Source organism: Niallia nealsonii (assembly GCF_002835805.1).
Taxonomy (GTDB): Bacteria; Bacillota; Bacilli; order Bacillales; family Cytobacillaceae; genus Niallia; species Niallia nealsonii.
The window spans coordinates 58,613-83,896 of sequence record NZ_PISE01000027.1 but is presented as its reverse complement, the minus strand read 5'-3'; the positions used below and the strand labels follow the sequence as shown (position 1 = coordinate 83,896).

The following is a 25,284-nucleotide window of genomic DNA, read 5'->3' as shown; positions in this document are numbered from 1 at the left end:
TTTACTATTAAAATCTTAACGGAACGGAATAGAGTACAATAGACCTCCATCTGTATAAAGAGCGTTTTGTCCACGTTCTAATTTAAAAGCTGTATCTGGACCTAAGTTGCGGTCATAGATTTCTCCATAGTTTCCTACTTGTTTAATTACTTGATAAGCAAAGTCATTTGATAATCCAAGCTGTTCCCCTAGATTTGTATCGCCAACTCCTAATAAACGTTGAATCTCTGGATTATCGCTAGTTTTAAATTCATCCACATTTTTAGAAGTAATGCCAAATTCTTCCGCTTGAATTAATGCATAAACCACCCAGCTTACAGCATCTTTCCATTTTTCATCATTATCCAACACAGCAGGCGCCAGTGGTTCTTTTGATAAAGTTGCATCTAAAATAACATGCGCATCAGGATCTTTTAATGTAGATTGGCGGGAAACTAATCCAGATTTATCTGTTGTCCATGCATCGATACTTCCTGATTCATATGCAGCAATAACCGCATCTGCGTTATCATATGGCTGTGCCGTATAATTAACACCTGCTGCTTTCATTTGATCTGCAAGATTTAATTCTGTTGTTGTTCCTGTTTCTACCCCAATTGTTTTCCCTTCTAAATCCTTGAGCGTTTTAATTCCACTGTCTTTTGGAACCATGATACCTTGCCCATCATAGAAGGTAACAGGTGCAAAACTTAAACCAACTTCTGCATCGCGATTCGTTGTCCAAGTTGTATTGCGAACCAGCACATCCACTTCTTTAGATTGAACAGCTGTAAAACGTTCTGTCGCAGATAGGGGTCTGAATTCTACTGCATCAGCATCTCCAAGCACACCTGCTGCAATAGCTCTAGCGATATCTACATCAAAGCCTGAATTTTTCCCATCAGAATCTATGTAGCCAAAACCAGGCAAAGAATTATTTACTCCCGCTTTTAATTTCCCTCTATCTTTTACTGTTTCTAACATGCTTTTAGAAGATGTTGAACTGGCGCTTTTCTTTTCATTTGATGAAGATGTACTGGAGCATCCAGCTAAAGCCAAAACTAGCACGAGCAGAATACTTACAAACAACGATAAGCTTTTTTTCATTTAAACAAGTCCCCCTAATTTTTTATTTAGATAACAATTTTAATTAAAAGAATATTCAGACATTAAAACTCATCATTCTTTTCAACTATTAAAATTGCTTCTTTTTTCTTTTTTTGTAAGATGATATAACATTAGTTGTTAATTTTAATTATAACTTGTTTTAAATTATACCTAAATTTCAGATAATTTCAAATGTTTTTTTTGAATATCGATTTTTTTGTCAACTTTTATTCCATCAAATATACTTTTTTTGCTTTACAACTACAATTTCAGATAGACGAAACCTTTATAAATCAACCTTTAGATTGTCTAAACACTATAAAAAACTACAAAAAAATATAAAAACAGACTATTGCTTTTTCCTATATTAGTCATTTTCTTTTAAAACTTATTATTTTAATAGCTTTTCTTTCTCTTTTTAAATATTTCAGTATAATAATTTTCCGAAAATGATTTAAGGCTAGATTTCTCTTTCTATTTTCCAGCGTTTCTTCTTATACGAAGTAAGAAAATATAACATAAAAAAGAGGCAGCATATCGCCACCTCTTTAAATTTATTCTGCATCCATTGGATTATATAGCTTCACATCTGGGTTTTTGTCTTGGAACCATCTTAAGGCAAAATCATTTTCAAATAAAAATGCTTTTTTGCCAAATCGATCTTCTACTAATAAACTTCTGCCGCTTGAAAGGTTTTCATTCACCTCTTCATCCACAGTCCAACGAGCGATTTTTGAGCCTACATTCTCCATCAAAACATCTACATTGTACTCATTTTTCATACGGTGTTCAAACACTTCAAACTGAAGCTGTCCTACCGCACCAAGCAAGTAGCCTTCCGTTTTTACCGTTTTATAGAACTGAATTGCCCCTTCTTGAACAAGCTGCTGTATTCCTTTATGAAAATGTTTTTGTTTTAAAACGTTTTTCGCTGTTACCCTTACAAATAACTCTGGGGTAAATTGAGGCAATTTTTCATATTGATAAGCATTTTTGCTTGCTGTAAGCGTATCGCCAATTTGGTAAAAACCTGGATCATATAAACCAATAATATCACCGCTAACCGCCTCATTTACTGTACTGCGGTCATCTGCCATAAATTGGGTGGATTGGGCAAGCTTAATTTGTTTTCCTGTTCTAGATAGCTGTACAGACATGCCTCTTTCAAATTTGCCAGAACAAATCCGAAGAAATGCAATTCTATCTCGATGAGCAGGGTTCATATTCGCCTGAATCTTAAAGATAAATCCAGAAAATTCTTCTGACAACGGATCAATTTCGCCATCACTAGAATTTCTAGCTTGAGGACTTGGCGCAAAGTCCAGATATGTTTCTAAAAATGTCTGTACGCCAAAATTAGCTAAAGCACTACCAAAGAAAACAGGAGTCAGTTCCCCGCTGTTAATTTTATCTGCTGAAAACTCATTACCCGCTTCATTTAGAAGCATAACTTCTTCTAACATTTGATCATATAAAGAATCATTTTTAATTGGATGATCTCCGTCTATTTCTCCATCCTCATTTAAAGGAAGATATTTTTCGCCTTCTTCTACACGAAACTGTTCAATCCGATTATAATAGCGGTCATAAATACCTAAAAACTCTTTTCCCATTCCGATTGGCCAGTTCATTGGATAAGACTCAATTCCCATTACTTCTTCCAATTCTGCCAATAATTCCAATGGAGCTTTACCTTGACGATCTAATTTATTGATAAACGTAAAAATTGGAATTCCTCTCATTCGGCAAACTTTAAATAATTTTAGCGTTTGCTCCTCAATTCCTTTTGCCGAATCAATAATCATAACCGCGCTGTCAACCGCTGTTAATGTCCGATACGTATCTTCACTAAAATCTTGGTGACCAGGTGTATCTAATATATTTACTCTTACATTATTATAATCAAATTGCATCACACTTGATGTAACAGAAATTCCTCTTTGCTTTTCTATTTCCATCCAGTCACTTGTTGCATATTTACCTGTTTTTTTTCCTTTTACCGTTCCCGCATCACGAATAGCTCCACCGAACAATAATAATTTTTCTGTCAATGTCGTTTTACCAGCATCTGGATGGGAAATAATCGCAAATGTACGACGAGATAAAACACTCTCTTTAAAATTATTAGACATGTTACTTTCCTCTCTTTTGCACTATCATTTTAAGTCCATTCCCTTATATTAGCCTGATAAAGGAAAGTTTGCAATCCTTTACTGATTCGCTTTGCATAAAATAATTTCTTTTTTCTTATCTGTATTTTCTTTCTGCTCTATACCAAGTTTCTTCTATAATATTATCTTGCATTTATTTTGCTACAAATATAAGGATGATTTTCTTTTTTTGATTTTTCTTCCTTCTCTCCTTTTGTTTTATCCACCTGAAATACGGTTATCATACAAAGAGAAATAAAAGATTCAACCCAACTATTAGAAAGGATGAAAAACATGCTTTTTAAAAAAAGAACCATTAAAAATGGGTATAAAAAACATCAAAAAGAAGCAGAAAAACTTGTGGATAATCCAAAACGGCTAGAGTCCTTACTAAAAAAAATCATTCCAAAAACAGCTTCAAATAAAAAAGGACTTGCTGAAATATGGGATGATTTTCTTTTATTAATTTCCCTCACAAAATCTTGGTATAAAGGTGAGTACCGACAAATCAGCAAAAAATCAATGGTCATGGTTATAGCAGGTTTTCTTTATTTTTTTTCTCCCATTGATCTGATTCCAGATTTTATTTTTGGACTGGGAATCCTTGATGATGCCATCGTGTTAAAATTTTTGATATCCAATCTTACAAAGGAGCTGGAGCATTATAAACAGTGGCAAAAAATTCACGACTCCGCTTCAGATTCTTCCCTTTAAAGAATGGTAAAAAAAAACCTTTCTGTTATAATAAAAGTGGAATTGAAATAGAAAAGAAGTTGTGGGGGAACCAGTGTCTGCTGGTTGAGAGCTATCCGATAGATTAGAAACCCTTTGAACCTGATCTGGTTGATACCAGCGTAGGAAACGTCCATTCTTTACATACATAATTGTATTTAAAGCGTTCAGGTTCTAAACACTTGAACGCTTTTTCTATGTGCTCTTATGCATTGATTTTTCAAAAAAATTCCTGCCAATGCAGCTTTCTTTTCTTTTCTAAACAAATGGAGGTAGATAAACATGAAAAAACTCATCATACTAATTGCCGCACTGCTCCTTTTAGCAGGATGCAGCAATTCTTCTGGTTCAAAAGAAAAAGAATCAGCAAAAAGTCTCAAAAAAGTAACAGTTGTATTAGATTGGACACCTAATACAAACCATACAGGCCTATATGTCGCAAAAGAAAAAGGCTATTTCAAAAAACAAGGTTTAGATGTGGATATCATCACACCAGGCGATGCTAGCGCTGATACCCTCGTTGCATCTGGAAAAGCAGACTTTGGGGTAAGCTATCAAGAAGGAATTACACAAGCTCGAATCCAAGGTGTTCCGATTGTTTCCATCGCAGCAGTCATTCAGCATAATACGTCTGGTTTTGCATCCCCTGCCAATAAGAACATTAAAACGCCAAAAGATTTTGCCGGAAAAACATACGGGGGCTGGGGATCTGAAGTAGAGAAATCAGTACTATCTTCTTTAATGAAACAAGAAAATGCTAATGTAAAAGATGTGGATATTATAAATATCGGTGATACTGATTTCTTTACAGCCGTTAAGAAAAACATTGATTTTGCATGGATTTACTACGGATGGACCGGCGTAGAAGCAGAGCTGCGGGGAGAAAAATTAAATATGATCTATTTAACAGACTACAGTGATAAATTAGATTATTATACCCCAGTCTTATCTACAAATGAAAAAATGATTGATTCTGATCCAGAAACAGTCAAAGCATTCGTTAAGGCTGCATCTGATGGATATCAATTCGCCATAAAAAACCCTGATGATGCTTCTGCCATCCTATTAAAGGCAGCTCCTGATTTAGATGAAGATTTAGTGAAGAAAAGTCAACAGTGGCTGGCATCAAAATACCAAGATGATGCAGCGCAATGGGGAGTTCAAAAACTGTCCGTTTGGGAAAACTATGCAAACTGGATGTATGAAAATAAACTGCTCGACAAAAAACTTGATGCTAAATCAGCATTTACAAATGATTTTTTACCCCAAAATTAAAGGAGGAAAAAAAGTTGGCTAACTCATTAATAAGCATTCAAATCATCCCAAAAACAAAAAATGGGGAAAATGTGATTCCATATGTGGATGAAGCGATTAAAATAATTCAAGATTCTGGAGTTAAATATGAAGTTCATCCATTAGAAACAACAATAGAAGGAGAATTAGAGGAACTATTTTCCATCATTACAAAAATGAATAAACGTATGATCGAAATTGGCAGCAGCAATGTCATCACACAAATTAAAGTTCTTTACCAGCCTTCTGGCATTACAATGGAAGATTTAACGGGGAAATATCGCTAATGAAACAATTAGCAGCAGCAAGCTGGAGACCGATGTCGGTTCTCCTTCTTTTATTTATTGCCTGGGAAACTTCCGTACGGCTCTTTCATATCGAAACATGGCTGCTTCCCTCGCCAATTGCTGTAATAAAAGAGGCGTACTCCAGTTGGGGATCATTTTCTGTTCATTTGCTTGCAACAATTCGATTATCTATTCTAGGGTTTGGCATCGGAACAATCTTTGGACTATTTATTGCCATTATTCTTCATCTTATGCCATTTTTGCGTAAATCATTTTATCCATTACTAATTTTATCGCAAAATATTCCCATTATTGTGTTGGCTCCCCTGCTTGTTATCTGGTTCGGATTCGGCATATTGCCAAAAATAATTGTCATTATATTAGTCTGCTTTTTTCCTATTACAATTGCCTGTCTTGATGGGTTTCGACAAACAAGTGCTGAATTAAAGCATTATATGATTATGTCAGGAAGCAACAAACGGCAGCTATTTTGGAAATTAGAATGGCCTCATGCTCTTCCTTCTATTTTTTCTGGATTGAAAATTTCTGCAACTTATAGTGTAATGGGGGCCGTTATTTCCGAATGGCTTGGATCAAAAGAAGGCGTCGGCGTTTATATGACACTCAGCTCTTCTTCTTTTCGAACAGATCGTGTATTTGTTGCTATATTCGCCATTATGCTTTTAAGCCTACTGTTTTTTCTTATTATTCAACTTTTAGAAAAACTGTGCATTAAAGGCTATAGAAAGAAGGAATCATCATGAGTTTTCTTAAATTAACAAATATTTCAAAGTCCTTTGGAGAAAATATGGTGTTGCAAGATATGAATATGGCAATTAAAGAAGGAGAATTTGTTTCCATTCTTGGTCCGTCTGGAAGTGGGAAAAGCACCCTGTTTCACTTAATTGGCGGCATACTTTTGCCTGATAAGGGAGAAGTTTATGTAAATAAACAACAAATTACCGGTCAAAAAGGCTATATTAGCTACATGCCTCAAGCCCCCTCCCTTTTTCCATGGCGCACAGTTATCGAAAATGTGATATTAGCCCAGGAGTTAAAAGGACAAAAGGATAAACAAAAAGGGATAGAGATGCTAAAAAAAGCAGGTCTTGCTCCGTTTATAAATGCGTTTCCTGATGAATTATCTGGAGGCATGAAACAGCGAGTCTCCTTTATCCGTGCCTTATTAAGTTCTGAATCCTTATTATGTTTAGATGAACCTTTTGGAGCGTTAGATGAATTTACACGATTAGAAATGCAAAAATGGCTTTTATCCATATGGGAAGAACATAAACGTACCATATTATTTATCACACATAATATAGATGAAGCATTATTTTTATCTGATCGGATCCTTATCTTCTCCCAGCGCCCAGCTAATATTATAAAAGAAGTGAAAGTGCCATTTTCAAGGCCACGAGATCCAGAACTTTGGTTTCATCCTGACTTTCTTCGATTAAAAAAAGAAATATACTATTTACTGCAAAATCAAGAGGGAAACTTATAAATGAAAAAAATAATCGATGCCCATATTCATTTAAATCAATATAAAGAAAGTACAATAAAAAAAATTCAGGATGAAAAAAGTATAGAGGGAGTTATCTCTGTTTCTATGGATCAACCTTCCTGTATAAGAAATTTCCAATTAGCTAATTGCTACTCCTTTGTCCATGCTGCATTTGGTTTTCATCCAGAACAGCCGCTGCCAAAGGAAAAAGAATTAGCGGACTTAATAATATGGATAAAAAAGCATCAGCAGCATATGACAGCAATTGGGGAAGTCGGCCTTCCCCACTATGTACGCAAAAAAGACCCAACTGCTTTTCCATTAGAACCATATATAGAAGTGCTAGAACAATTTATTCTGCTCGCAAAAGAATTTTCTAAACCTATTTGTCTCCATAGTATATACGAAGAAGCACCAATCGTTTTAGGTTTATTAGAAAAACACAATTATATGCATGCACATTTTCACTGGTTTAAAGGGGATGAGCAAACAATCGATCATTTAATTGTTAATGGCTGCTTTGTCTCTATCACCCCAGATCTTCTTTATGAAAAAGAAATCCAAAAGCTTGCAGCAAAATTTCCTCTTGAACAATTAATGGTTGAAACAGATGGTCCATGGCCTTTTGAAGGACCCTTTTCTCAAAAAAAAACGGTGCCATATATGATGCACGATACAGTACATCAAATAGCGAACATCAAAAAAATTCAGGTTGAGACAGTATATGACTGCTTGCTTTCCAATACGAAAAAATTCTTTTCTATTTTATAATAGAAGCTAACTCTGCTAATTTTTGTTTTCTTCCTATAAAGTGAAGACAATCAGGCTTTTATTCAGCAAGTTTCTTCCCACCTAGATTTCTCAGTTTTTCTTATTATCCCTTAAAAGCCCGTTAATGTGTGATGGTTTTATGCTCTATTATCTCGGGATAAACTACCATAAAAAACCTGACTCTAAAAGAATCAGGTTTTTTGCATTATAGAGGTATTACCATTTAAAGCAAGCAGCCCCAACAATAATTAGAAGAATAAACAATACAACGATTAACGCAAATCCACCGCCGTAACCGTAGCCGCCACCATAGCCATAACTAGGATAGCTGCATCCACAACCATATCCGTACATCTATTTTTTCCTCCTTTATTTTTTATTTTTCATGTTTTACTTAATTAGAAACCACCATATCCCCAAGAAGCACCGATGATCACCAAAAGAATAAATAACACTACTAAAAGAGCGAAACCTCCACCGTATCCAACTTCACCCATTGTTAATTACCTCCTTTTTTTAATTCTGTATATCTTATTCAAGAATCCCAAAATGTGCGATAGTCAAATGCACATTTTTTAGGTTTTTTCCCTACTGACAAAAACGCTATCTAAATGAAAATATACAAAAAAGCTGATCCATTCACATTAATCAGCTTTTTTGTCGTCTATTTATTATCTTTTTTTGGAATAAAATTAAATATTTCTTGAGATTCTAGACTATCAACAAAACGATTAAGCCAACTGTAATATTCAAGTGCATATTCAAGTTTTTCAATATCCTTTTTTGCTTCTTCCTTAATCTCATCAGAAATAGTTTCATCGTTTATCATTTTGTTTAATTCTGCTAATGATTTTTCCATTGCATATACATTCATACTTACTCCTGCACGCCATTTAATCGTAAAAAAATCGATAAATGTTTGATACCAATCATCTTCTGCTTTATAAAGATCTTTGCGTACCCCTTTTTTCCAAACCTTATCGACCATTTTTAATTCTAATAATGTTCGTACAGATGTACTCATACTTGTTTTGCTCATGCCAAGCTCTTCTTTCATTTCATCAAGCGTCATTGGTTTTTCTTGAAAAAGCAGCATGCCATACAATCTTCCAATGGAATCTGTTACACCATATAAATTAATATTTTGAGCAATAGCATCAATAACTCTTTCACGAGCAACTTCTAACTGCTCCTTACCTTCCATGTTTTTATTCACATCCATCATTATAAGTTAATATTTTTATTTGTTTTAAAATAATGATTTTGTATTAAACTACTATTTATATTTATCCTGTAATTCTTTTTCCGCCATAATTATTTTAAACAACATCTAATAAATAAAACAATAACATCATTGTAGTCTTTCCTACTACTTCTGACCATAATTTTTATTTCTTTTATTAGATTATCATGAAAGAAAAATTTGTAAAGAATGATTTCATTGAGGATCTGTGAGGATATGGGAGGAATTCTAAGAATACTTAACGTTCTGTACGTTCAGTTTTTTCTGTACGTACTTTACGAATGAATATCACGAAATACGAGCTTTGCTTCATGGCACAATTTCCCTCTATACTAAATAGGGGCTATGTTCGACCGGCAAATTGAATGAGGTGAAAGAATGAAAGAAACGGTAAAAGTTAAAGTTGAAGATGTTACGAAAATCTTCGGCAAAAACAGCAAAAAAGCGATCGCATTGCTAAAAAATGGCGATACAAAAGGAGAAATATTAAAGAAAACTGGCTCTACTGTTGGAGTAAACAAAGCCAACTTTGAAGTATATGCAGGGGAAATTTTTGTTATTATGGGACTTTCAGGCAGTGGAAAATCAACCCTTGTCAGAATGCTTAACCGTCTAATTGATCCAACAATCGGTAAAGTTTATATTGACGGAAAAGATATTGTCTCCATGTCCAAAGAAGAACTACGCAAAGTAAGAAGAGAAAAAATCAGCATGGTTTTCCAGAAATTCGCATTACTTCCACACCGAACTATCCTAGAAAACACAGAATATGGCCTAGAGATACAAGGAGTAGAAAAAGAAAAAAGAAAAGCTCGTGCAATGGAATCTCTTAAACTAGTAGGTCTAGAAGGATATGAAAATCAATATCCAGATCAACTAAGCGGTGGTATGCAGCAAAGAGTTGGATTAGCAAGAGCTTTAGCAAATGATCCAGATGTTCTTTTAATGGATGAAGCATTCAGCGCTCTTGATCCACTAATTCGAAAAGACATGCAAGATGAATTGCTTGATCTGCAGTCCAATATGGAGAAAACAATTATTTTTATTACACATGATTTAGATGAAGCCCTTAGAATCGGAGACCGAATAGCGCTAATGAAAGATGGCTCCATTGTTCAAGTAGGCACCCCCGAAGAAATTCTCATGAATCCTTCCAACGATTATGTAGAACGTTTTGTAGAAGATGTTGATTTATCAAAAGTATTAACAGCAAATCACATTATGAAACGTGCAGAAGCAGTAAATATAGATAAAGGGCCACGTGTTGCTCTCAAAATGATGAGAGAATTAGGCATTTCTAGTATCTATGTTGTCAATAAGCGCAAAGTTCTACTTGGAGCAATCACTGCTGATGATGCAAAACGCGGGGTAGAACAAGGCTTATCTATTCACGACATATTAATAGAGTCTATTGACACTGTGCTTGGTGATACTTTATTAACTGATTTATTTGATATCGTTTCTCAAGCAACTATCCCTGTTGCTGTTGTGAATGAAGACAATCGCTTAAAAGGCATTGTCGTTAGAGGTGCTGTACTTGGTGCACTCGCTGGTAACAATGAAAATATTAATAGTATGGAAGTACTGGAGTCACAAAAAATGGAGGTGACTAACTAATGGAGAATCTATTCCCTAAATTGCCGATAGCTGATTGGATTGATTCCTTTGTGGATTGGCTAACTTCCACTTTTGCAGTCGCTTTTGATGGTATTTCCACTGTTTTAGAAACTGTGGTAGAAGGTTTGGTTTCGCTTCTTTCCTTTATTCCACCCTATCTATTTATTATATTATTTACATTACTCGCTTGGAAACTAGCAAATAAAGGAATTGCACTATTTACTTTTATCGGTTTACTTTTAGTTGATAATTTAGGCTATTGGGATCCAATGCTAGATACATTAGCACTTGTTTTATCTGCTGTTGTTATCTCCATTATTATTGGTGTACCAACAGGCATTTGGGCATCACAGAAAAACACAGTAAAACAAATTGTTGTGCCTATATTAGATTTTATGCAGACAATGCCTGCATTCGTTTATTTAATACCTGCTATCTTTTTCTTTAACATAGGAGTCGTTCCTGGTGTAGTAGCATCTGTTATTTTTGCCATGCCACCTACTATTCGATTAACGATTCTTGGTATTCAGCAGGTTCCTAGCGATATTACGGAAGCAACAGAAGCATTCGGTAGTACAACAAGCCAAAAATTATTTAAAGTACAATTGCCTCTTGCTATGCCAACTATCTTAGCTGGGATTAACCAAAGTATTATGCTTGCGCTATCTATGGTTGTAATTGCTGCAATGGTCGGCGCACCAGGACTTGGTGCGGATGTTTATCGCGCTGTTACGCAAATACAAATAGGTCGCGGATTCGAAGCCGGTATTGCTATTGTCGTAGTTGCCATCATTCTTGATAGAATCACACAAAATATTGGAAATAAAAAACAAGGGGGAGTAACAGGAAAATGAAAAAATGGATAATTTCTTTGCTTACATTAACACTAGTTTTTGCACTTAGTGCATGTGGATCAGCAGACAAAAAAGGGGAAAGGGCGACTGTTGGAGATACAGTTGATTACAAAATTATCGGGATTGACCCAGGTGCAGGTTTAATGAAAGCAACAAGTCAAGCAATGGAAGATTATAATTTATCTGATTGGACAGTTGTAGAAGGCTCAAGTGCCGCAATGGTTGCCACATTAAAAAAAGCATACGATAAAAAAGAGCCAATTATTGTAACAGGCTGGACACCACATTGGATGTTTGCAAAATATGACCTGAAATATTTAGAAGATCCAAAAAAATCATTCGGAGAAGATGAAAATATCCATACAATCGTCCGCAATGGCTTAAAAGAAGATTTGCCAGAAGCATATCAAGTATTAGATAACTTCCATTGGGATACAGATGCTATGGGCAAAGTAATGATGGATATTACAGATGGAGCAAATCCAGAAGATGCTGCTGCAAAATGGGTAGAAGAAAACGCCGATACTGTTAAAGAATGGACGAACGGTGTAGATAAAGTAAAAGGCGATAAAATTAAAATCGGCTATGTTGCTTGGGACAGTGAGATTGCAAGTACAAATGTAGTCGGAAAAGTTCTATCTGATTTAGGCTATGATGTAACATTAAGCCAATTAGAAGCAGGACCTATGTGGACAGGTGTTGCAGATGGAAGCTTAGATGCACATATCGCAGGCTGGCTGCCAATTACACATGAAGATTATGCAAAAAAATATGAAGGCAAATTTGAAGACTTAGGCAATAATTTAGAAGGAACTAAACTTGGATTAGTTGTTCCATCTTATATGGATATTAATTCAATTGAAGATTTGAAAAAATAAAAAATGAGGGTATCCTTTTATGAAGGATGCCCTTTTTCATCTATGCTTTCATTTTATCCAGGTTGTTCCTTGCTTATTTGGTGTGCATTCAATTTATTCGCCATCCTTCTCTTCCTTCTATGGAATACTGCTGTAAAAAAGCCAGCGCAACACAACTGCACTAGCTTCTCTCATTTATTCTTTATTCTGTTTTAATTCTTCTCTTATTCCATCTACACTTTGGCGAATATTTCCCTTGCCTGATAAATTTTCTAAAAGTTCTTTCACATCAATGCCTGCAGATGCTTTTAAAGATTCCTGCATCGTTGACATTAAATTGGTTGCATAGCCTGTTACTTTATTTGCTCCTCCATTACTGGCATCACTGCCTGTATCTACTACTGTAATTTTATCAATATTAGATAATGGACTCGCGACTTGTTTTGCATATTCTGGCAGCATATCCAACACCATATCAAGAATCGCAGCTTGCCCGTACTGAGCATATGCTTCCGCAATTTTTCGTTTTGCTTCTGCTTCTGCTAATCCTTTTAATCGGATAATTTCTGCTTCTGTTTCCCCTTTGGCTTTTTCTGCCTCTGCTTTTGCTAAACCGTCAACACGAACTTTTTCAGCTTCTGCTTTCGCTTGCGATTCAATGCGGTACTGATTGGCATCTGCTTCGGCAATTTGTCTGCGTTTATTTGCTTCTGCAGCCTGTTCCATTGCGTAACGATCTGCATCAGCTTTCTTTTTCACTTCTGAATCATATTGTTTCTCTCGTCTCGAAATCTCTTTTTCTTCTAATTCAATTTGTTTTTGTCTTTCAATAATTTTTATTTGCATTTCCTGTTCGGTTACTTCTTGTTTAGAGCGAGCACTTTCCAAATCATACGCTTGGTCAGCGCGAGCTTTTGCAACATCCTGCTCTCGTCTATAGTCGGCGATTTTCATTTGATTTTCTTTTTCTGCTTCCGCTATTTCTGTAGCTCTTTCCAATTCCGCTTTTTTTGCATCTTTATCTGCTTCTGCCTTTTTAATTCTTGTTTCTTTATCTGCTTCTGCAGTTGCAATATCTGCATCCCTTTTTACTTGAGCAATTCTCGGTTTACCAAGAGATTCTAAATAGCCATTTTTATCTCGCACATCTTTAATCGTAAAAGAGACAATCATTAATCCCATTTTTGCTAAATCTTGTGATGCAACTCTTTGTACTTCTTGGGAAAATTTATCACGATTTTTATAAATCTCTTCTACTGTCATGCTTCCCAAAATAGAACGCAAGTGTCCTTCTAATACTTCACGAGCCTCGTTTTCCCGATCCCCTTTTGTTTTTCCCAAAAATTGTTCTGCAGCTGTTGCTATTTCTCCAATTGAACCGCCAATTTTAATAATTGCTGTTCCATCTGCCATTACCGGCACACCTTGTTCTGTGTATACTTCAGGTGTAGACACATCTAATTTGCTAGACAGCAGACTTAATGGCTCTGATTGTTGAAATACAGGAAGGATAAATGTCCCTCCACCTCTAATAATCTTAATTCTATTTCCAGCTTCATCCACATGTACATTTTTTGATCCTAAATAGCTCCCAGTTACAATCAAAGCTTCATCAGGCCCAACCGTTTTATACTTTGCGATAAAGATGCTTATTAAGGCAATTAATAAAACAACCACTACTCCAACAATAATCCAAACATCCAACATATATGCTTCCTCCTCCGAATAAATTATAGATCTTCCTGCAATACTACATAGGCAATATGATTTTTCACTTCTATAATGACAACATTTGCAGCACTTGCGATTTCCTCATTGTAAAAAGCTGCAGCGGTTTTTGAAATATTGCCACTATAGCTTTCGATTAGGATTTCTCCGAATCCATCCTTTGGGATAGCTGTTATAACCTTTCCTACTCTTCCTTTTAACGATTCATCATCATAAACCAACGACTCTTCTGCACTCGATAATGGAATAAGAACAAAAAAGTGCAAACATAATGCCACGATAATTGCGATTACAGAAGAAAGGACCAGTACAGCAATACTATTTAGCAGAGCATACTTCTCCATTAAAAAACCGCTAGCTGAAAGAATCGTTAAAAACGCTAAAATAACAGTAGGATTTAAGATGCCTAACTCTGCACTAAAAACATCTGATATAACTAATGTTACTAAAATACATATTCCAGAAATAATTAACAGCAACAAGTAAATAGATGTTATAGAAAATCCAAAAAGTTCCATCACCATCATTCTCTTTCATTAAGTTTAAAATTTTCCAAATAACAAAACTTCAATTTCTCTATCCTCCTTTTATTAAATCGTTACCATATATACGAATCAAATTTACAAATGTTTCATTTTTTTTATTAAATGGAAACAAAACCTTATTTTGGAGGACTATGCATTATTTTTGACAATTAACTATTTATTCGTTAAACTCCTGTTAAAAAATAACTTTTTTATCATGTTTTTATTAACAGTTTCATATTTTACTATTATGGGAATCTAGTAATAAGTAGTTCATTAAACATTAATGGCGTATTTTTGGAGGAGACTATGAAACAGTCAGCAAAAGGTTCAATAAAAACATTTTTGTTAAGAAAAAAAGTATATATTACATTAAGTGTATTAATGATTACTCTCTTTATTGGATCTTACCTCACAATCGATCATTTTTTCCCAAACGAAGCCAATTCTGCATCCAGTGACTTAGGAGAAAAAGTTATTATTACGATGCCTAATGGGAAAAAAGTATATACATATGAAAATTTGCTTGTAGAGGAGAAAGGAAAACTATTTTATAAAGGAGAAAGAAATACAATTGATTTAACTGGCGGTGTTGTAATTTATAAAGACTGGAAATGATAAAGTCAATTATTACTCAACTGCTTTTTATATAACTGTTTATGCATATGGAAAACCTTGTTGTAAAAAAAGAGGTTGCTTGTTGCAGTTCTTTTTCTTTGTTTAGAGAAAAAGTCCAAGCTAAACCCCTTTTTTCGTTTGTTTAGATTAGCCCGATTTGTTCAAGCCCCCATTTTAAGCCGCCATCATCCACATGCTTTGTTGTAAATTTGGCATAGGGCTTTACCTCATCCTCTGCATTTCCCATTGCAATCCCCATACCAACATAGGACAGCATTTCTTTATCATTTAAACCATCACCAAATGCAACAGCCTCACTTGCATCAATTTGCAAATGCTTTAGCAATGCCGCCATTCCTTTTGCCTTTGAACCTCCATTTGGTATCACATCTGTTGATACTGGATGCCAGCGTACAAAACGAATATCAGAAAAATTTTGAGGATAAATGGATTCTTCTTTTTCTTCACAAAACAGTAAACATTGAAAGATATCTGCTTCTTTCCAATATTCTTTGCGATAGATTGGCTTTTGTATCTTTAATGACTGAAAAGATTCAATGATATGTGCATGGTCTTCGTGATTGGCGCAGCATTCTTTGCTCCCTTGAAATACTATTGGGTGCTTATGATCTAATGCCACCTTTTCTAGTTTTTCTAAAGTTCCTGTTGGAATTGGTTTGGCATATATTTCTGTACCGTCACAGACAACATAAGAACCATTAAAACAAACATATGAATGCAAATTTAATTCTTCTAATATATGTGTAAAAAAATATGGAGCTCTTCCTGTTGCTAAAACAATTGGTATATTTTTTTCCTTTAACTGCTTTATTGCAAGCTTCGCATCTTCAGGAATTTTTTTCTCCTTATTTACTAATGTGCCATCAATGTCGATAAATACAATTTTGTACTCCATTTTCTACTCCTTTATCATCTTTTTAAAAGATTTATTTTAATGATTTTGCAAGCAATGGTCTTTGATTATTCCAAATAACTTCTACAGGCAATTCGAAAAATTCCGATAAATTTTTACTTGTCATCATCTCTTCCGTTTGTCCTTTTGCAAACACTTTTCCCTTTTTTAATAATATGGAATGAGAAAATACAGGAAGAATTTCTTCTAAATGATGGGTTACGTAAATAATTGCTGGTCCATTTTTTTGTTTTGCCAATACATTAATCGTCTCTAATAATTGTTCCCTTGCAAGAAAGTCTAAACCGGTTGCAGGCTCATCTAGTATAATAAGCTCTGGATCTAGCATCAGCGCTCTTGCAATTAGCACCCTTTGCTTTTCTCCTTGTGAAAGACTGCTATACTCTCTATCTGCATAATCAAAGCAGCCAAGCATTTTTAATAAATCAATTGCTTTTTGTCGTATTTCATCTGTTGGTGTTTCATATAATCCAATCGATGCAAATGCTCCACTTAAAATAATCTCATAGGCACTGTCTGTCATATATAAATTTTGCTGAAGACGATTAGATACTAATCCTATTTTTTTGCGAAGCGATCCGCCAAGTTCTGCTTTGCCAAACACTTTTCCTAATACTTCAACACTTCCAACCGTTGGGTGATAATAAGCACAAAGCATATTAAGCAAAGCTGTTTTACCTGCTCCATTCAGCCCGTAAAGGACCCAATGTTCATTCTTGTTTATTTGCCAATTAATATCTTCTAGAATCCATTTTCCATTTCTTTTTAAACCTACTCCTTCTGTTTTTACTATCATTTTTTTGATCCCCCCTATTACTCTTAATCCTAAGATACTCCTATATGTATGTTCATTGACAGCGCTGTTATTTATTCTGTATATAAAGCTTTTTTTCAGGTAAATATAATTTAGGCCCTCTTTTTTTAAAAGAGGGCCTCAGGTTATAGTAGATTAGCCAGCTAATCCTTCTTTTTTCAGAACGCTTTCTAATCCTGCTACTGCTTCTTCAGCATCTTCACCGTCAGCTGAAATTGTAATTTCTCCACCTTTAGGCACTCCTAAAGACATAACACCCATAATGGATTTTAAGTTTACAGATTTTCCTTTATATGCAATTTGCATGTCTGATTTAAATTTGCTAGCAGTGCTTACTAATAAAGTAGCTGGTCTAGCATGGATTCCTGTTTCATCGATAATTGTAAAAGTTTTTTCGCTCATGGTAATACCTCCAAGTTAAAATATGCGTTACCTATCTATTCTAACTGATTTTCTTATTCAATACTAATTTTTTTCCTATCTTTTGTGCTTAATTTCTCTTTTTTCTCTTTTTTCTGCTAAAAAACAGCTTATTCCATCCTCCTATTGCCACTTTTCTAATAGAAAAATAAAGTATACTGCCTTTTATTTTGCGTTTTTAATAAATTCCGCAAAAATTTTATTCATTGTTTCATCTGTTGCTGCCATTGATTCGGGATGCCACTGAATGCCTAATAAAAAATGTTCATAATATGTATGTTCTACTGCTTCTATGATTCCATCACTGCTTGTTGCTGTTACTCTTAATGATTCTGCTAAATGATCAACCGCTTGATGATGAAGACTGTTTACCCTTATCTTTTTTGCCTGCAAAATCGTTTCTAACCTGCTCCCTTTCTCCAATATAACCCAGTGGGAATCCCAACTTCTATTAACCGTTTGACTATGCTTAATGCTTCCTTTCACATCACTTGGAATATCTTGAATCAATGTTCCTCCTAATGCTACATTTAATAATTGAATACCGCGGCAAATGGCAAGGATAGGTTTTTTTTTCTTCATTGCTTTTTCTAATAAAGCAATTTCCCATTTATCACGTAATGGGATGGTTGCTGCTAGTTTTTGATGAGGATCTTGCCCGTAAAATTTGGGATCTATATCTTCTCCCCCACTAAATAAAATAGCATCACATTGTTCTGCCATCTCTTCTGCAAGATTTTCTTCTAAAAAAGGCAAGATAATCGGAATGCCTCCATTTGCAGCAATTGCTTTTTGATAATCATGATGTACATATGTGCCTTCCATAAACTTATTATGAAAAACATATGCTCCCGTGATGCCGATTACAGGTTTATTCGCCAAACAAATCATCCTTTCTTATAAAAATAACCTAACTTTTTAATACTTTGTCAAAAATTATGGGAATAACAAGGGGATTTTTATGTTTATATTTTCTTCCTATTACTTCTTCCTCACCAAACTACCTTCCAATTAAGATTACATGTTGCTTTTACCGTTTTTCTTTTCAAAATATAGCTAGCAATAAGTTCAGACATATCAAACTGGACTTCTCTTATTACTGGCTTATTTTGAAACATAAAATAATTGCCGCCACCGCCTGCACGATAGTTATTCATGACCACTTCATATGTATTTTGTTCTTCTATTTCTTTTCCTTCAAAATCAAGCTTGACCACTCTTTCCCCAACCGGTTTCGAAATATCTAAAATATATTCAACGCCTTCCCACATATCGTAATTGTAGTGTTGTGGTTTCGGATATAAAAAGGCTTCGCTTACAACAGGATTTCCTTGTTCATTTAAAGTAAAATACTTGGCTGTCTGTTCCAACGCCTCTCTTATATCCTGGCCTGTTAATGCTAAAACCTTTAATGTATTAGGATAGATGTAATTAGAAACAATATCTCGCATGGTAACATTTGATTTAAAGCCCGGTGAATCATTGTTAAATAATGCAGTATTGGAAATCTTTACTTTCGCTGCATCCATCTGAATGGTATTAATGAATTCAATCAAGCTGCTGTCTTTTAACCGAATCTCTAATGGATCATGGACTTCCATATCTCCATCAATAAATCCCATCGGCATATCAAGCCATTTTTGGGTGCTTGATTCATATTCTGCAGCAAAAGTCATAACTCGTTTATCAGGGGCTGCATCTGCTGCAGACAATAATTCAGAATGCTTTTCTATTATTTTTCCTTCCTCACTCAAAACTAATGTCACCTTTCCTAACACACTACCATTATTGCTTGCTTGAATTATTTCTGTTTCATGTACAGATCCTGTTAACATTCGATGCTGATGACCGGTTAATAATACATCTAAATTTTCTATTTCCTCACAAATTTGATAGCCTTGATTTTCTCCTGTCAGCGCTTCAGTTGGTTCTCCTGTTAGAATATCCCGTTCAAACCCGCCATGATAGGAAATAATCATTATATCAGGCTGTTCTTCTTCTTTTATTTTTGCTGTCCATTCTTTTGCAGAAAGTAAAGCATCACGAAATTCTAGTCCTTCAATATGATTAGGATTTTCCCAGTTTGGAATATAGTGTGTAGTAATGCCAAGCACAGCAAGCTTAAAGGGTCCAACATTTTTTATAATATAAGGTGTTCCCAAAAAAGGATGCCCCGTTTTTTTATCCAATATATTTGCACAAAGCCATGGGAACTTAGATTCTTTTACCGCATTTTTCAGAACAGGCAAACCATAATTAAATTCGTGGTTACCAATGACAGCAGCATCATATTGCAATGTATTTAAAGCTTGAATCATTGGGTTTTTTTTCTCGCCAAGAAAGTGCACATAATGATAGGTTAATGGTGTTCCTTGTATTAAATCACCATTATCAATTACCACTATATGATCACTTTTCATCCGTTCTTTCTCTATCAGCTCAGCTACTTTTGCCAAACCTAGCGGGGCCGGTTTATTGTCGCCATAATTTAATGGATAAATATTTCCATGAACATCACTTGTCAATAAAATCGTTATCTTTATATATGCCAATCTTATTCCTCCAAGCAATAATCAATTTTAAAATTCTATAAAGTTATTATAGTTAAAAAATATCATCTCCCTGATCTTTCCATCTCCCTGCAAAATAGTTCTATCACAAAATGTTAATGGAATGCTTTATATAGAATTTTTTATTAGGCTGTTTTCGTAAACTTTGTTGCTATTCACTAAGCACTGGGGAAGGTTAATTTCCACTTCAGGATGCTCCCTTTCCGTGGGGCGGGCGGTGAGCCTCCTCGTCGCACCAGCGACTGTGGGGTCTTACCTGTCCCGCTGCTCCCACAGGAGTCTCGCACCTTCCGCTCCAATCAACCTAACTAGTTTTTGTTTACAAAACCTAGTTAAAAACAACAATCTTTTAGAAAAGAGCCTTTTATTAATATTTTACCTAATTTAAACTTAAATGAAATATATTTTTCTAAAAAATTAAAATTTACTAATAATTAATTATTTTCCTACTATTTTTTAACAAAAATATGATATATTTTAAATGTGATAAAACTTAACATTACATAGGGGGATGAAAGATGTTTAAAAAATTAACAACATTAGGACTTGCTTTATCGCTTGCAGCAGGCATACTTAGCGGCTGTAGCTCTTCCGATAAAACAACGTCAGAACAAGAAGCTTATGTACCAAAAGAGTTAAGTGTTCAATTCGTTCCTTCAAGCAATGCTGACACATTAGAAGCAAAAGCAAAACCATTGGAAGATTTATTATCTGATGAAATCGGCATTCCAGTAAAAGTTAGTGTCTCTACTAATTACAACACTATCATTGAAGCAATGGCTTCTAAACAAGTAGACGTCGGTTTCCTTCCTCCTACGGCATATGTACTTGCTAAAGAAAAAGGAGCTGCTGATGTGATTTTGCAAGCAACACGTAAGGGAGTAAATGACGATGGTTCACAGAATGATCAATTAGTAGACTTTTATAAAAGTATTTTTGTAGTAAAAAAAGACTCTGGCATTAATTCAGTAAAAGATTTAAAAGGTAAAAAAATCGCATTTCAAGATGTAACATCATCAGCTGGATATGTCTGGCCTGCAGCAAAATTAATGGAAAATGACATTGACCCACAGGCAGATGTCGAAGGTGTGACAGTAAAAGGGCATGACCAGGCAATAATCTCTCTATTAAACGGGGATGTTGATGCAGCGGTAGTATTCCAGGATGCACGCAATATTGTAAAAGCAGACTATCCATCCGTTTTTGACGATACAAAAGTAATTGAATATACAGAAGATATTCCAAATGATACAATTTCTGTCCGTTCTGATATGGACAAAGAATGGCAAAAGAAACTTCAAGATGCATTTATTAAAATCGGCGAAAGTACAGAAGGCCATAAAATCATCAGTGAGATATACACACATGAAGGATATATTGTTTCAGACGATCGCAAATTTGATACTGTACGCGAGTATTCAGAAAAGGTAAAAACTGAATAACTAATTATAACGGATTTTATTTAATCATATCTAACCTGCATTCTGCATAAATCCTCATACATTTTAAATATTCGTTGATCATTCTTTTTTAAAGGCTCATTTCTAAAAAATTGTTGGATTTAAATAGTTTTTGTTCACTCAACTTGTTCATAAAGAAGTTGATTCGTGCGGAAGTCAACTGCTCCTTTTTTGATTAAATAGCAACAAAATTTACGAAAAAATCCTTTTTAAAAGAATTTTTTGCTTAATCATTTACGATTTTCTTAAATGGTTAAGCTTTTTTTCACCGAAAGAATGAAGCACTAGAAAAAACCTATTTTTTCATTAATAAGAATCGACAGTTTTATACTCATGAAAATATATTAGAAAGTTGGATGAACATTGATACAATTCCAAAACGTTACGAAAATTTATCCAAATGGGACAAAGGGATTAAATAATATCAGCCTTTCTATTAATAAAGGGGAATTTGTTGTTATTGTTGGGTTATCTGGTGCCGGCAAGTCTACATTTCTGCGGTCTATCAACCGCCTGCACGAGATTTCAGAAGGAGAAATATTGATTGAAGGACAATCTATTACTGCTGCAAAAGGGGCTAGTTTAAGAAAAATCCGACGTGATATCGGAATGATTTTCCAAAGTTTTAATCTTGTAAAACGTTCTTCCGTTTTGCGTAATGTTCTATCTGGACGTGTTGGCTACCATAATACATTCCGTACTATTTTAGGATTATTCCCAAAAGAAGATGTAGAACTTGCCTTAAAAGCACTTGATCGAGTAAATATTTTAGAAAAAGCCTATTCTAGAGCAGATGAATTATCTGGAGGCCAGCAACAGCGTGTTTCCATTGCCCGCGCCCTTGCACAAGAAGCACAAGTAATTTTGGCAGATGAACCTGTCGCCTCTCTTGATCCTCTAACGACAAAACAAGTAATGGATGACTTAAAAAAAATCAATGAAGAGGATGGCATTACCACGGTTGTCAACTTACACTTTATTGACTTGGCTCGTGAGTATGCAACAAGAATTATTGGACTGCGGGCAGGAGAAGTAGTATTTGATGGTCCAGTGGAAGCTGCAACCGATGAAGTTTTTGCTGAAATTTATGGCCGTCCCATCAAACAAGATGAATTGCTAGGTGAGACAATATGAAAATGAAGGAAACAAATAAATCGAAAATGGAAGCACCTAAACCTCCAGCAAAAACAAAACATATTTTCACCACTATTTTAGTATTACTTTTATTATGGTGGAGTGGATTTAAGACAGAATCCTCTTTTGCAGATTTAGTGTATGGCTTTCCCAATATGTTTGATTTGCTTGTACAAATGTGGCCTCCTAACTGGAATTATTTTGAACGAATTATAGAGCCGATGTTAGAAACAATTAGAATGGCCGTTGTTGGAACCACTTTTGGTGCTATTATCGCCGTTCCACTTGCACTTCTTTGCGCAAATAATATTATTCGAATTCCCATTATCTTTTATCCTTTTCGATTTATTCTCAATTTAATCCGTACTATACCAGATCTTTTGTTAGCGTCCATTTTTGTTGCTATTTTTGGTTTAGGAGCGCTTCCTGGCATGCTTGCCCTTTCTATATTTTCTATTGGCCTTATTGCAAAGTTATTATATGAGGCAATCGAAGCAATAGACCCAGGACCTCTAGAAGCTATGACAGCGGTTGGAGCAAATAAAGTTCAATGGATATTTTTTGGGGTTATTCCTCAAATTACAGCCCATTTCACTAGCTATTTTTTATATACGTTTGAAGTAAATATTCGAGCTGCAGCTATTCTTGGCCTTGTAGGAGCAGGTGGTATTGGAGAGTATTACGATAAAACACTCGGTTTTCTTGAATATGACAAAACGGCCTCCATTATTTTATTTACACTTATTGTTGTTTTAATCATTGATTCTATAAGTACAAAATTACGGGAGAAATTATTATGAGTAATACAACATCAAAAGTACTAAAACCCAAAAAACAATATATCTTAAAAACTATTATTTTTGCATTGCTGGCTATTATTTATATTTGGGCTTTTTCTGGACTTCCTTTAAACGGCATAAAAGATACTGCAGCTCAAGTTTCTAAAGCAATATTTTCTGGAATCTTTCACCCCGACTGGGATTATGTTTATTTGCCTGAAGGAGAAGACTTGTTGCGAGGCTTGTTGGATACGTTAGCAATTGCAATATTAGGAACATTTATCTCTGCTATCCTTTGTGTCCCCTTCGCTTTTTGGGCAGCTAATAATATGAGCAAAGGAAAAACAATTTCCGGTTCAGGCAAATTCATTTTAAGTTTTATTCGTACATTTCCCGAAATTGTCATGGCGATTTTATTCATTAAAGCAGTTGGTCCTGGTTCATTTGCTGGTGTATTAGCATTAGGTTTACACTCTATCGGAATGCTTGGAAAACTTTTTTCAGAAGAAATTGAAAACCTTGATATGGGGCCAACAGAAGCATTAATCGCAACAGGAGCCAATCGCTTTCAAATATTATGGTTCGCCGTATTGCCTCAAGTAATGCCTGGTTTCTTATCATATACGCTTTATCGATTTGAAATTAATATCCGTTCAGCAGCTATTCTCGGTGTTATCGGAGCAGGCGGCATTGGTACCCCCCTTATTTTTGCATTAGGATCAAGAGATTGGGATAGAGTCGGCATTATTTTATTAGGAATTATTATTATGGTTACAGTAATTGATGCTATATCTGGTTTTTTAAGGCGCAGAATTGTTTAAGAATAAATATTCTAAATTTTCCCTTTTTTCATCCCTTGACTGCCTTATTTTGATATAATAAAATAGTCCAACTATTTTAGAGAGGTGAAATTATTTGACTGTATCAAGAAAACTGCTGATTACATATGAATTAGAGCTATCACTGCTTAAACAAATAAAAGCAGCTATCCCCGATTGGAATATATATATGTCGAACACTCCTGCTGATTGGGATAAGCACCTGCAAGATGCTGAAGTTATCATTGGTTGGCGCAGCAAATGGGATCAAACAAAATTATGGAGCAACGCACAGCTGAAGTGGATCCAAACATGGAGTGCTGGTGTCAATAGTTTGCCTTTAAAGCAATTGGCAGCACAAAAGATCCAACTAACAAGTGCAAATGGTGTACACAGCTATCCTATCTCAGAAACTGTTTTTGCTTTAATGTTATCACTTACAAGAAACATCCATACATATGTAAAAAATCAGCAGCAAAAAGTATGGGATGACAGCAACAATACACTTGAAATGCATGATAAAACAATTGGCATTATCGGAGTTGGAGCAATTGGACAAGAAACAGCAAAACTAGCAAAAGCATTTGGCATGAAAATATTGGGTGTTCGCCATTCAGGAAAACCGGTGCAATATGTAGATGAGATGTATAAACAATCAGATTTAAAAAGCATTCTTCCGGAATGCGACTATATTGTTGTCACATTGCCATTAACCGATGATACTCGCCATCTATTTGACAAAACGTTATTTCAAGAAATGAAAAAATCAGCCTTTTTCATTAATATAGGTCGTGGGGAAATTGTTAGCGAGGAAGATTTAATAGCAGCCCTTCGCAACGGAGATATCGCAGGAGCGGGTCTTGATGTATTTGAAACAGAACCATTAAAAAAGACAAGCCCTCTTTGGGAAATGGATAATGTCATTATTACTCCACATACATCAGGATCAACTGAACATTATGCTAAACGTGTAATAGAAGATATATTTTTGCCAAATTTAAAAACATATCTAACAAACAGCACAGTGGCAGTAAATGCTGTACATTATCAAAAAGGCTATTAGAAGCAAAAACAAAAAAAGATCCAGT

At 34.9% G+C, this 25,284-nt stretch carries 27 protein-coding genes and 1 riboswitch; of the genes, 15 read left to right on the top strand and 12 right to left on the bottom strand.

All coding sequences use genetic code 11. From position 1 onward, the window contains the following. Positions 1-15: 15 nt before the first annotated feature. Positions 16-1,086, bottom strand: coding sequence for an amino acid ABC transporter substrate-binding protein (locus CWS01_RS13205; protein WP_101177672.1), 1,071 nt, complete (start codon positions 1,084-1,086; stop codon positions 16-18). A gap of 554 nt (positions 1,087-1,640) precedes the next feature. After that, complete coding sequence (locus tag CWS01_RS13200; RefSeq protein WP_101177671.1) at positions 1,641-3,218, bottom strand: peptide chain release factor 3; 1,578 nt, start codon at positions 3,216-3,218, stop codon at positions 1,641-1,643. 312 nt (positions 3,219-3,530) lie between these two features. On the opposite strand from CWS01_RS13200, the gene CWS01_RS13195 reads away from it, so the two are divergent. From CWS01_RS13195 to CWS01_RS13170, 6 genes are all read left to right on the top strand, one after another. Next, positions 3,531-3,950 (top strand): YkvA family protein, encoded by a 420-nt coding sequence (locus tag CWS01_RS13195; protein ID WP_101177670.1) that lies wholly within the window; start codon positions 3,531-3,533, stop codon positions 3,948-3,950. A 53-nt stretch (positions 3,951-4,003) separates the two neighbouring features. Beyond that, positions 4,004-4,114, top strand: a riboswitch (TPP riboswitch). A 136-nt stretch (positions 4,115-4,250) separates the two neighbouring features. Beyond that, positions 4,251-5,243, top strand: coding sequence for an ABC transporter substrate-binding protein (locus CWS01_RS13190; protein WP_101177669.1), 993 nt, complete (start codon positions 4,251-4,253; stop codon positions 5,241-5,243). Between the two features lie 14 nt (positions 5,244-5,257). Then, entirely contained in the window at positions 5,258-5,548 is a 291-nt protein-coding gene (locus tag CWS01_RS13185; protein WP_101177668.1) for a thiamine-binding protein, read from the top strand. After that, positions 5,548-6,312: an ABC transporter permease gene (locus CWS01_RS13180; protein WP_101177667.1), complete on the top strand. Its 765-nt coding sequence runs from the start codon at positions 5,548-5,550 to the stop codon at positions 6,310-6,312. The genes CWS01_RS13185 and CWS01_RS13180 overlap by 1 nt, the downstream gene beginning before the upstream one ends. Continuing rightward, positions 6,309-7,055 carry an ABC transporter ATP-binding protein gene (locus tag CWS01_RS13175; RefSeq protein WP_101177666.1) on the top strand — a complete coding sequence of 249 codons (747 nt, stop codon included), beginning with the start codon at positions 6,309-6,311 and terminating at the stop codon, positions 7,053-7,055. The genes CWS01_RS13180 and CWS01_RS13175 overlap by 4 nt, the downstream gene beginning before the upstream one ends. Next, positions 7,056-7,826 carry a TatD family hydrolase gene (locus tag CWS01_RS13170; protein WP_101177665.1) on the top strand — a complete coding sequence of 257 codons (771 nt, stop codon included), beginning with the start codon at positions 7,056-7,058 and terminating at the stop codon, positions 7,824-7,826. Positions 7,827-8,042: 216 nt separating this feature from the next. Here CWS01_RS13170 and CWS01_RS13165 read toward each other — a convergent pair whose 3' ends face one another. The 3 genes from CWS01_RS13165 to CWS01_RS13155 form a co-directional block, all read right to left on the bottom strand. Then, positions 8,043-8,180, bottom strand: coding sequence for a YjcZ family sporulation protein (locus CWS01_RS13165; protein ID WP_101177664.1), 138 nt, complete (start codon positions 8,178-8,180; stop codon positions 8,043-8,045). Positions 8,181-8,224: 44 nt separating this feature from the next. After that, complete coding sequence (locus tag CWS01_RS13160; RefSeq protein WP_101177663.1) at positions 8,225-8,323, bottom strand: YjcZ family sporulation protein; 99 nt, start codon at positions 8,321-8,323, stop codon at positions 8,225-8,227. A 167-nt stretch (positions 8,324-8,490) separates the two neighbouring features. Next, positions 8,491-9,030, bottom strand: a complete 540-nt coding sequence (locus tag CWS01_RS13155) for a GbsR/MarR family transcriptional regulator (protein WP_205161151.1) — start codon at positions 9,028-9,030, stop codon at positions 8,491-8,493. 417 nt (positions 9,031-9,447) lie between these two features. On the opposite strand from CWS01_RS13155, the gene CWS01_RS13150 reads away from it, so the two are divergent. Genes CWS01_RS13150 through CWS01_RS13140 form a run of 3 tightly spaced genes read left to right on the top strand, consistent with a single transcriptional unit; the run spans position 9,448 to position 12,418 of the window. Continuing rightward, the gene (locus CWS01_RS13150) at positions 9,448-10,686 is read left to right on the top strand and encodes a quaternary amine ABC transporter ATP-binding protein (RefSeq protein WP_101177662.1); all 1,239 of its coding nucleotides are present in this window, start codon (positions 9,448-9,450) and stop codon (positions 10,684-10,686) included. Beyond that, positions 10,686-11,540 (top strand): ABC transporter permease, encoded by an 855-nt coding sequence (locus CWS01_RS13145; protein ID WP_101177661.1) that lies wholly within the window; start codon positions 10,686-10,688, stop codon positions 11,538-11,540. Before CWS01_RS13150 ends, CWS01_RS13145 begins: the two co-directional genes overlap by 1 nt. Continuing rightward, positions 11,537-12,418 carry a glycine betaine ABC transporter substrate-binding protein gene (locus CWS01_RS13140; protein ID WP_101177660.1) on the top strand — a complete coding sequence of 294 codons (882 nt, stop codon included), beginning with the start codon at positions 11,537-11,539 and terminating at the stop codon, positions 12,416-12,418. Before CWS01_RS13145 ends, CWS01_RS13140 begins: the two co-directional genes overlap by 4 nt. Positions 12,419-12,592: 174 nt before the next feature. Here the strand turns inward: CWS01_RS13140 and CWS01_RS13135 are convergent, their stop codons facing one another. Further along, the gene (locus CWS01_RS13135; RefSeq protein WP_101177659.1) at positions 12,593-14,104 is read right to left on the bottom strand and encodes a flotillin family protein; all 1,512 of its coding nucleotides are present in this window, start codon (positions 14,102-14,104) and stop codon (positions 12,593-12,595) included. 23 nt (positions 14,105-14,127) lie between these two features. Next, complete coding sequence (locus CWS01_RS13130) at positions 14,128-14,643, bottom strand: hypothetical protein (protein WP_101177658.1); 516 nt, start codon at positions 14,641-14,643, stop codon at positions 14,128-14,130. Between the two features lie 315 nt (positions 14,644-14,958). Here CWS01_RS13130 and CWS01_RS13125 point away from each other — a divergent pair, with 315 nt between their 5' ends. Then, the gene (locus CWS01_RS13125; protein ID WP_101177657.1) at positions 14,959-15,267 is read left to right on the top strand and encodes a hypothetical protein; all 309 of its coding nucleotides are present in this window, start codon (positions 14,959-14,961) and stop codon (positions 15,265-15,267) included. A 142-nt stretch (positions 15,268-15,409) separates the two neighbouring features. Here CWS01_RS13125 and CWS01_RS13120 read toward each other — a convergent pair whose 3' ends face one another. From CWS01_RS13120 to CWS01_RS13100, 5 genes are all read right to left on the bottom strand, one after another. Next, positions 15,410-16,183, bottom strand: coding sequence for a Cof-type HAD-IIB family hydrolase (locus CWS01_RS13120; protein ID WP_101177656.1), 774 nt, complete (start codon positions 16,181-16,183; stop codon positions 15,410-15,412). Positions 16,184-16,214: 31 nt separating this feature from the next. Then, positions 16,215-16,997 carry an ABC transporter ATP-binding protein gene (locus tag CWS01_RS13115; RefSeq protein ID WP_101177655.1) on the bottom strand — a complete coding sequence of 261 codons (783 nt, stop codon included), beginning with the start codon at positions 16,995-16,997 and terminating at the stop codon, positions 16,215-16,217. 153 nt (positions 16,998-17,150) lie between these two features. Continuing rightward, positions 17,151-17,417: a phosphocarrier protein HPr gene (locus CWS01_RS13110; protein ID WP_101177654.1), complete on the bottom strand. Its 267-nt coding sequence runs from the start codon at positions 17,415-17,417 to the stop codon at positions 17,151-17,153. Between the two features lie 183 nt (positions 17,418-17,600). Next, positions 17,601-18,317, bottom strand: coding sequence for a gamma-glutamyl-gamma-aminobutyrate hydrolase family protein (locus CWS01_RS13105; RefSeq protein ID WP_235852056.1), 717 nt, complete (start codon positions 18,315-18,317; stop codon positions 17,601-17,603). Positions 18,318-18,427: 110 nt separating this feature from the next. Continuing rightward, complete coding sequence (locus CWS01_RS13100; protein ID WP_101177652.1) at positions 18,428-19,987, bottom strand: bifunctional metallophosphatase/5'-nucleotidase; 1,560 nt, start codon at positions 19,985-19,987, stop codon at positions 18,428-18,430. A 536-nt stretch (positions 19,988-20,523) separates the two neighbouring features. Here CWS01_RS13100 and CWS01_RS13095 point away from each other — a divergent pair. From CWS01_RS13095 to CWS01_RS13075, 5 genes are all read left to right on the top strand, one after another. Beyond that, positions 20,524-21,447: a phosphate/phosphite/phosphonate ABC transporter substrate-binding protein gene (locus tag CWS01_RS13095; RefSeq protein WP_101177651.1), complete on the top strand. Its 924-nt coding sequence runs from the start codon at positions 20,524-20,526 to the stop codon at positions 21,445-21,447. 381 nt (positions 21,448-21,828) lie between these two features. Then, a complete protein-coding gene (gene phnC / locus CWS01_RS13090; RefSeq protein WP_101177650.1) occupies positions 21,829-22,599 on the top strand; it encodes a phosphonate ABC transporter ATP-binding protein in 771 nt (256 codons plus the stop codon). 2 nt (positions 22,600-22,601) lie between these two features. After that, positions 22,602-23,399, top strand: a complete 798-nt coding sequence (gene phnE, locus CWS01_RS13085; protein WP_101177694.1) for a phosphonate ABC transporter, permease protein PhnE — start codon at positions 22,602-22,604, stop codon at positions 23,397-23,399. Then, complete coding sequence (gene phnE / locus CWS01_RS13080) at positions 23,396-24,199, top strand: phosphonate ABC transporter, permease protein PhnE (RefSeq protein ID WP_101177649.1); 804 nt, start codon at positions 23,396-23,398, stop codon at positions 24,197-24,199. Before phnE (CWS01_RS13085) ends, phnE (CWS01_RS13080) begins: the two co-directional genes overlap by 4 nt. A gap of 94 nt (positions 24,200-24,293) precedes the next feature. Then, complete coding sequence (locus CWS01_RS13075; protein ID WP_235852055.1) at positions 24,294-25,259, top strand: NAD(P)-dependent oxidoreductase; 966 nt, start codon at positions 24,294-24,296, stop codon at positions 25,257-25,259. Positions 25,260-25,284 lie beyond the last annotated feature (25 nt).

Coding starts and splice junctions, on each gene's coding strand:
- phnE (WP_101177694.1), top strand. CDS start 22,602: ATGAAGGAAACAAATAAATCGAAAATGGAAGCACCTAAACCTCCAGCA.
- CWS01_RS13130 (WP_101177658.1), bottom strand. CDS start 14,643: ATGGAACTTTTTGGATTTTCTATAACATCTATTTACTTGTTGCTGTTA.
- CWS01_RS13155 (WP_205161151.1), bottom strand. CDS start 9,030: ATGGAAGGTAAGGAGCAGTTAGAAGTTGCTCGTGAAAGAGTTATTGAT.
- CWS01_RS13110 (WP_101177654.1), bottom strand. CDS start 17,417: ATGAGCGAAAAAACTTTTACAATTATCGATGAAACAGGAATCCATGCT.
- CWS01_RS13190 (WP_101177669.1), top strand. CDS start 4,251: ATGAAAAAACTCATCATACTAATTGCCGCACTGCTCCTTTTAGCAGGA.
- CWS01_RS13195 (WP_101177670.1), top strand. CDS start 3,531: ATGCTTTTTAAAAAAAGAACCATTAAAAATGGGTATAAAAAACATCAA.
- CWS01_RS13140 (WP_101177660.1), top strand. CDS start 11,537: ATGAAAAAATGGATAATTTCTTTGCTTACATTAACACTAGTTTTTGCA.
- CWS01_RS13175 (WP_101177666.1), top strand. CDS start 6,309: ATGAGTTTTCTTAAATTAACAAATATTTCAAAGTCCTTTGGAGAAAAT.
- CWS01_RS13160 (WP_101177663.1), bottom strand. CDS start 8,323: ATGGGTGAAGTTGGATACGGTGGAGGTTTCGCTCTTTTAGTAGTGTTA.
- CWS01_RS13150 (WP_101177662.1), top strand. CDS start 9,448: ATGAAAGAAACGGTAAAAGTTAAAGTTGAAGATGTTACGAAAATCTTC.
- CWS01_RS13125 (WP_101177657.1), top strand. CDS start 14,959: ATGAAACAGTCAGCAAAAGGTTCAATAAAAACATTTTTGTTAAGAAAA.
- CWS01_RS13205 (WP_101177672.1), bottom strand. CDS start 1,086: ATGAAAAAAAGCTTATCGTTGTTTGTAAGTATTCTGCTCGTGCTAGTT.
- CWS01_RS13180 (WP_101177667.1), top strand. CDS start 5,548: ATGAAACAATTAGCAGCAGCAAGCTGGAGACCGATGTCGGTTCTCCTT.
- CWS01_RS13115 (WP_101177655.1), bottom strand. CDS start 16,997: ATGATAGTAAAAACAGAAGGAGTAGGTTTAAAAAGAAATGGAAAATGG.
- phnE (WP_101177649.1), top strand. CDS start 23,396: ATGAGTAATACAACATCAAAAGTACTAAAACCCAAAAAACAATATATC.
- CWS01_RS13200 (WP_101177671.1), bottom strand. CDS start 3,218: ATGTCTAATAATTTTAAAGAGAGTGTTTTATCTCGTCGTACATTTGCG.
- CWS01_RS13165 (WP_101177664.1), bottom strand. CDS start 8,180: ATGTACGGATATGGTTGTGGATGCAGCTATCCTAGTTATGGCTATGGT.
- CWS01_RS13135 (WP_101177659.1), bottom strand. CDS start 14,104: ATGTTGGATGTTTGGATTATTGTTGGAGTAGTGGTTGTTTTATTAATT.
- CWS01_RS13095 (WP_101177651.1), top strand. CDS start 20,524: ATGTTTAAAAAATTAACAACATTAGGACTTGCTTTATCGCTTGCAGCA.
- CWS01_RS13120 (WP_101177656.1), bottom strand. CDS start 16,183: ATGGAGTACAAAATTGTATTTATCGACATTGATGGCACATTAGTAAAT.
- CWS01_RS13145 (WP_101177661.1), top strand. CDS start 10,686: ATGGAGAATCTATTCCCTAAATTGCCGATAGCTGATTGGATTGATTCC.
- CWS01_RS13170 (WP_101177665.1), top strand. CDS start 7,056: ATGAAAAAAATAATCGATGCCCATATTCATTTAAATCAATATAAAGAA.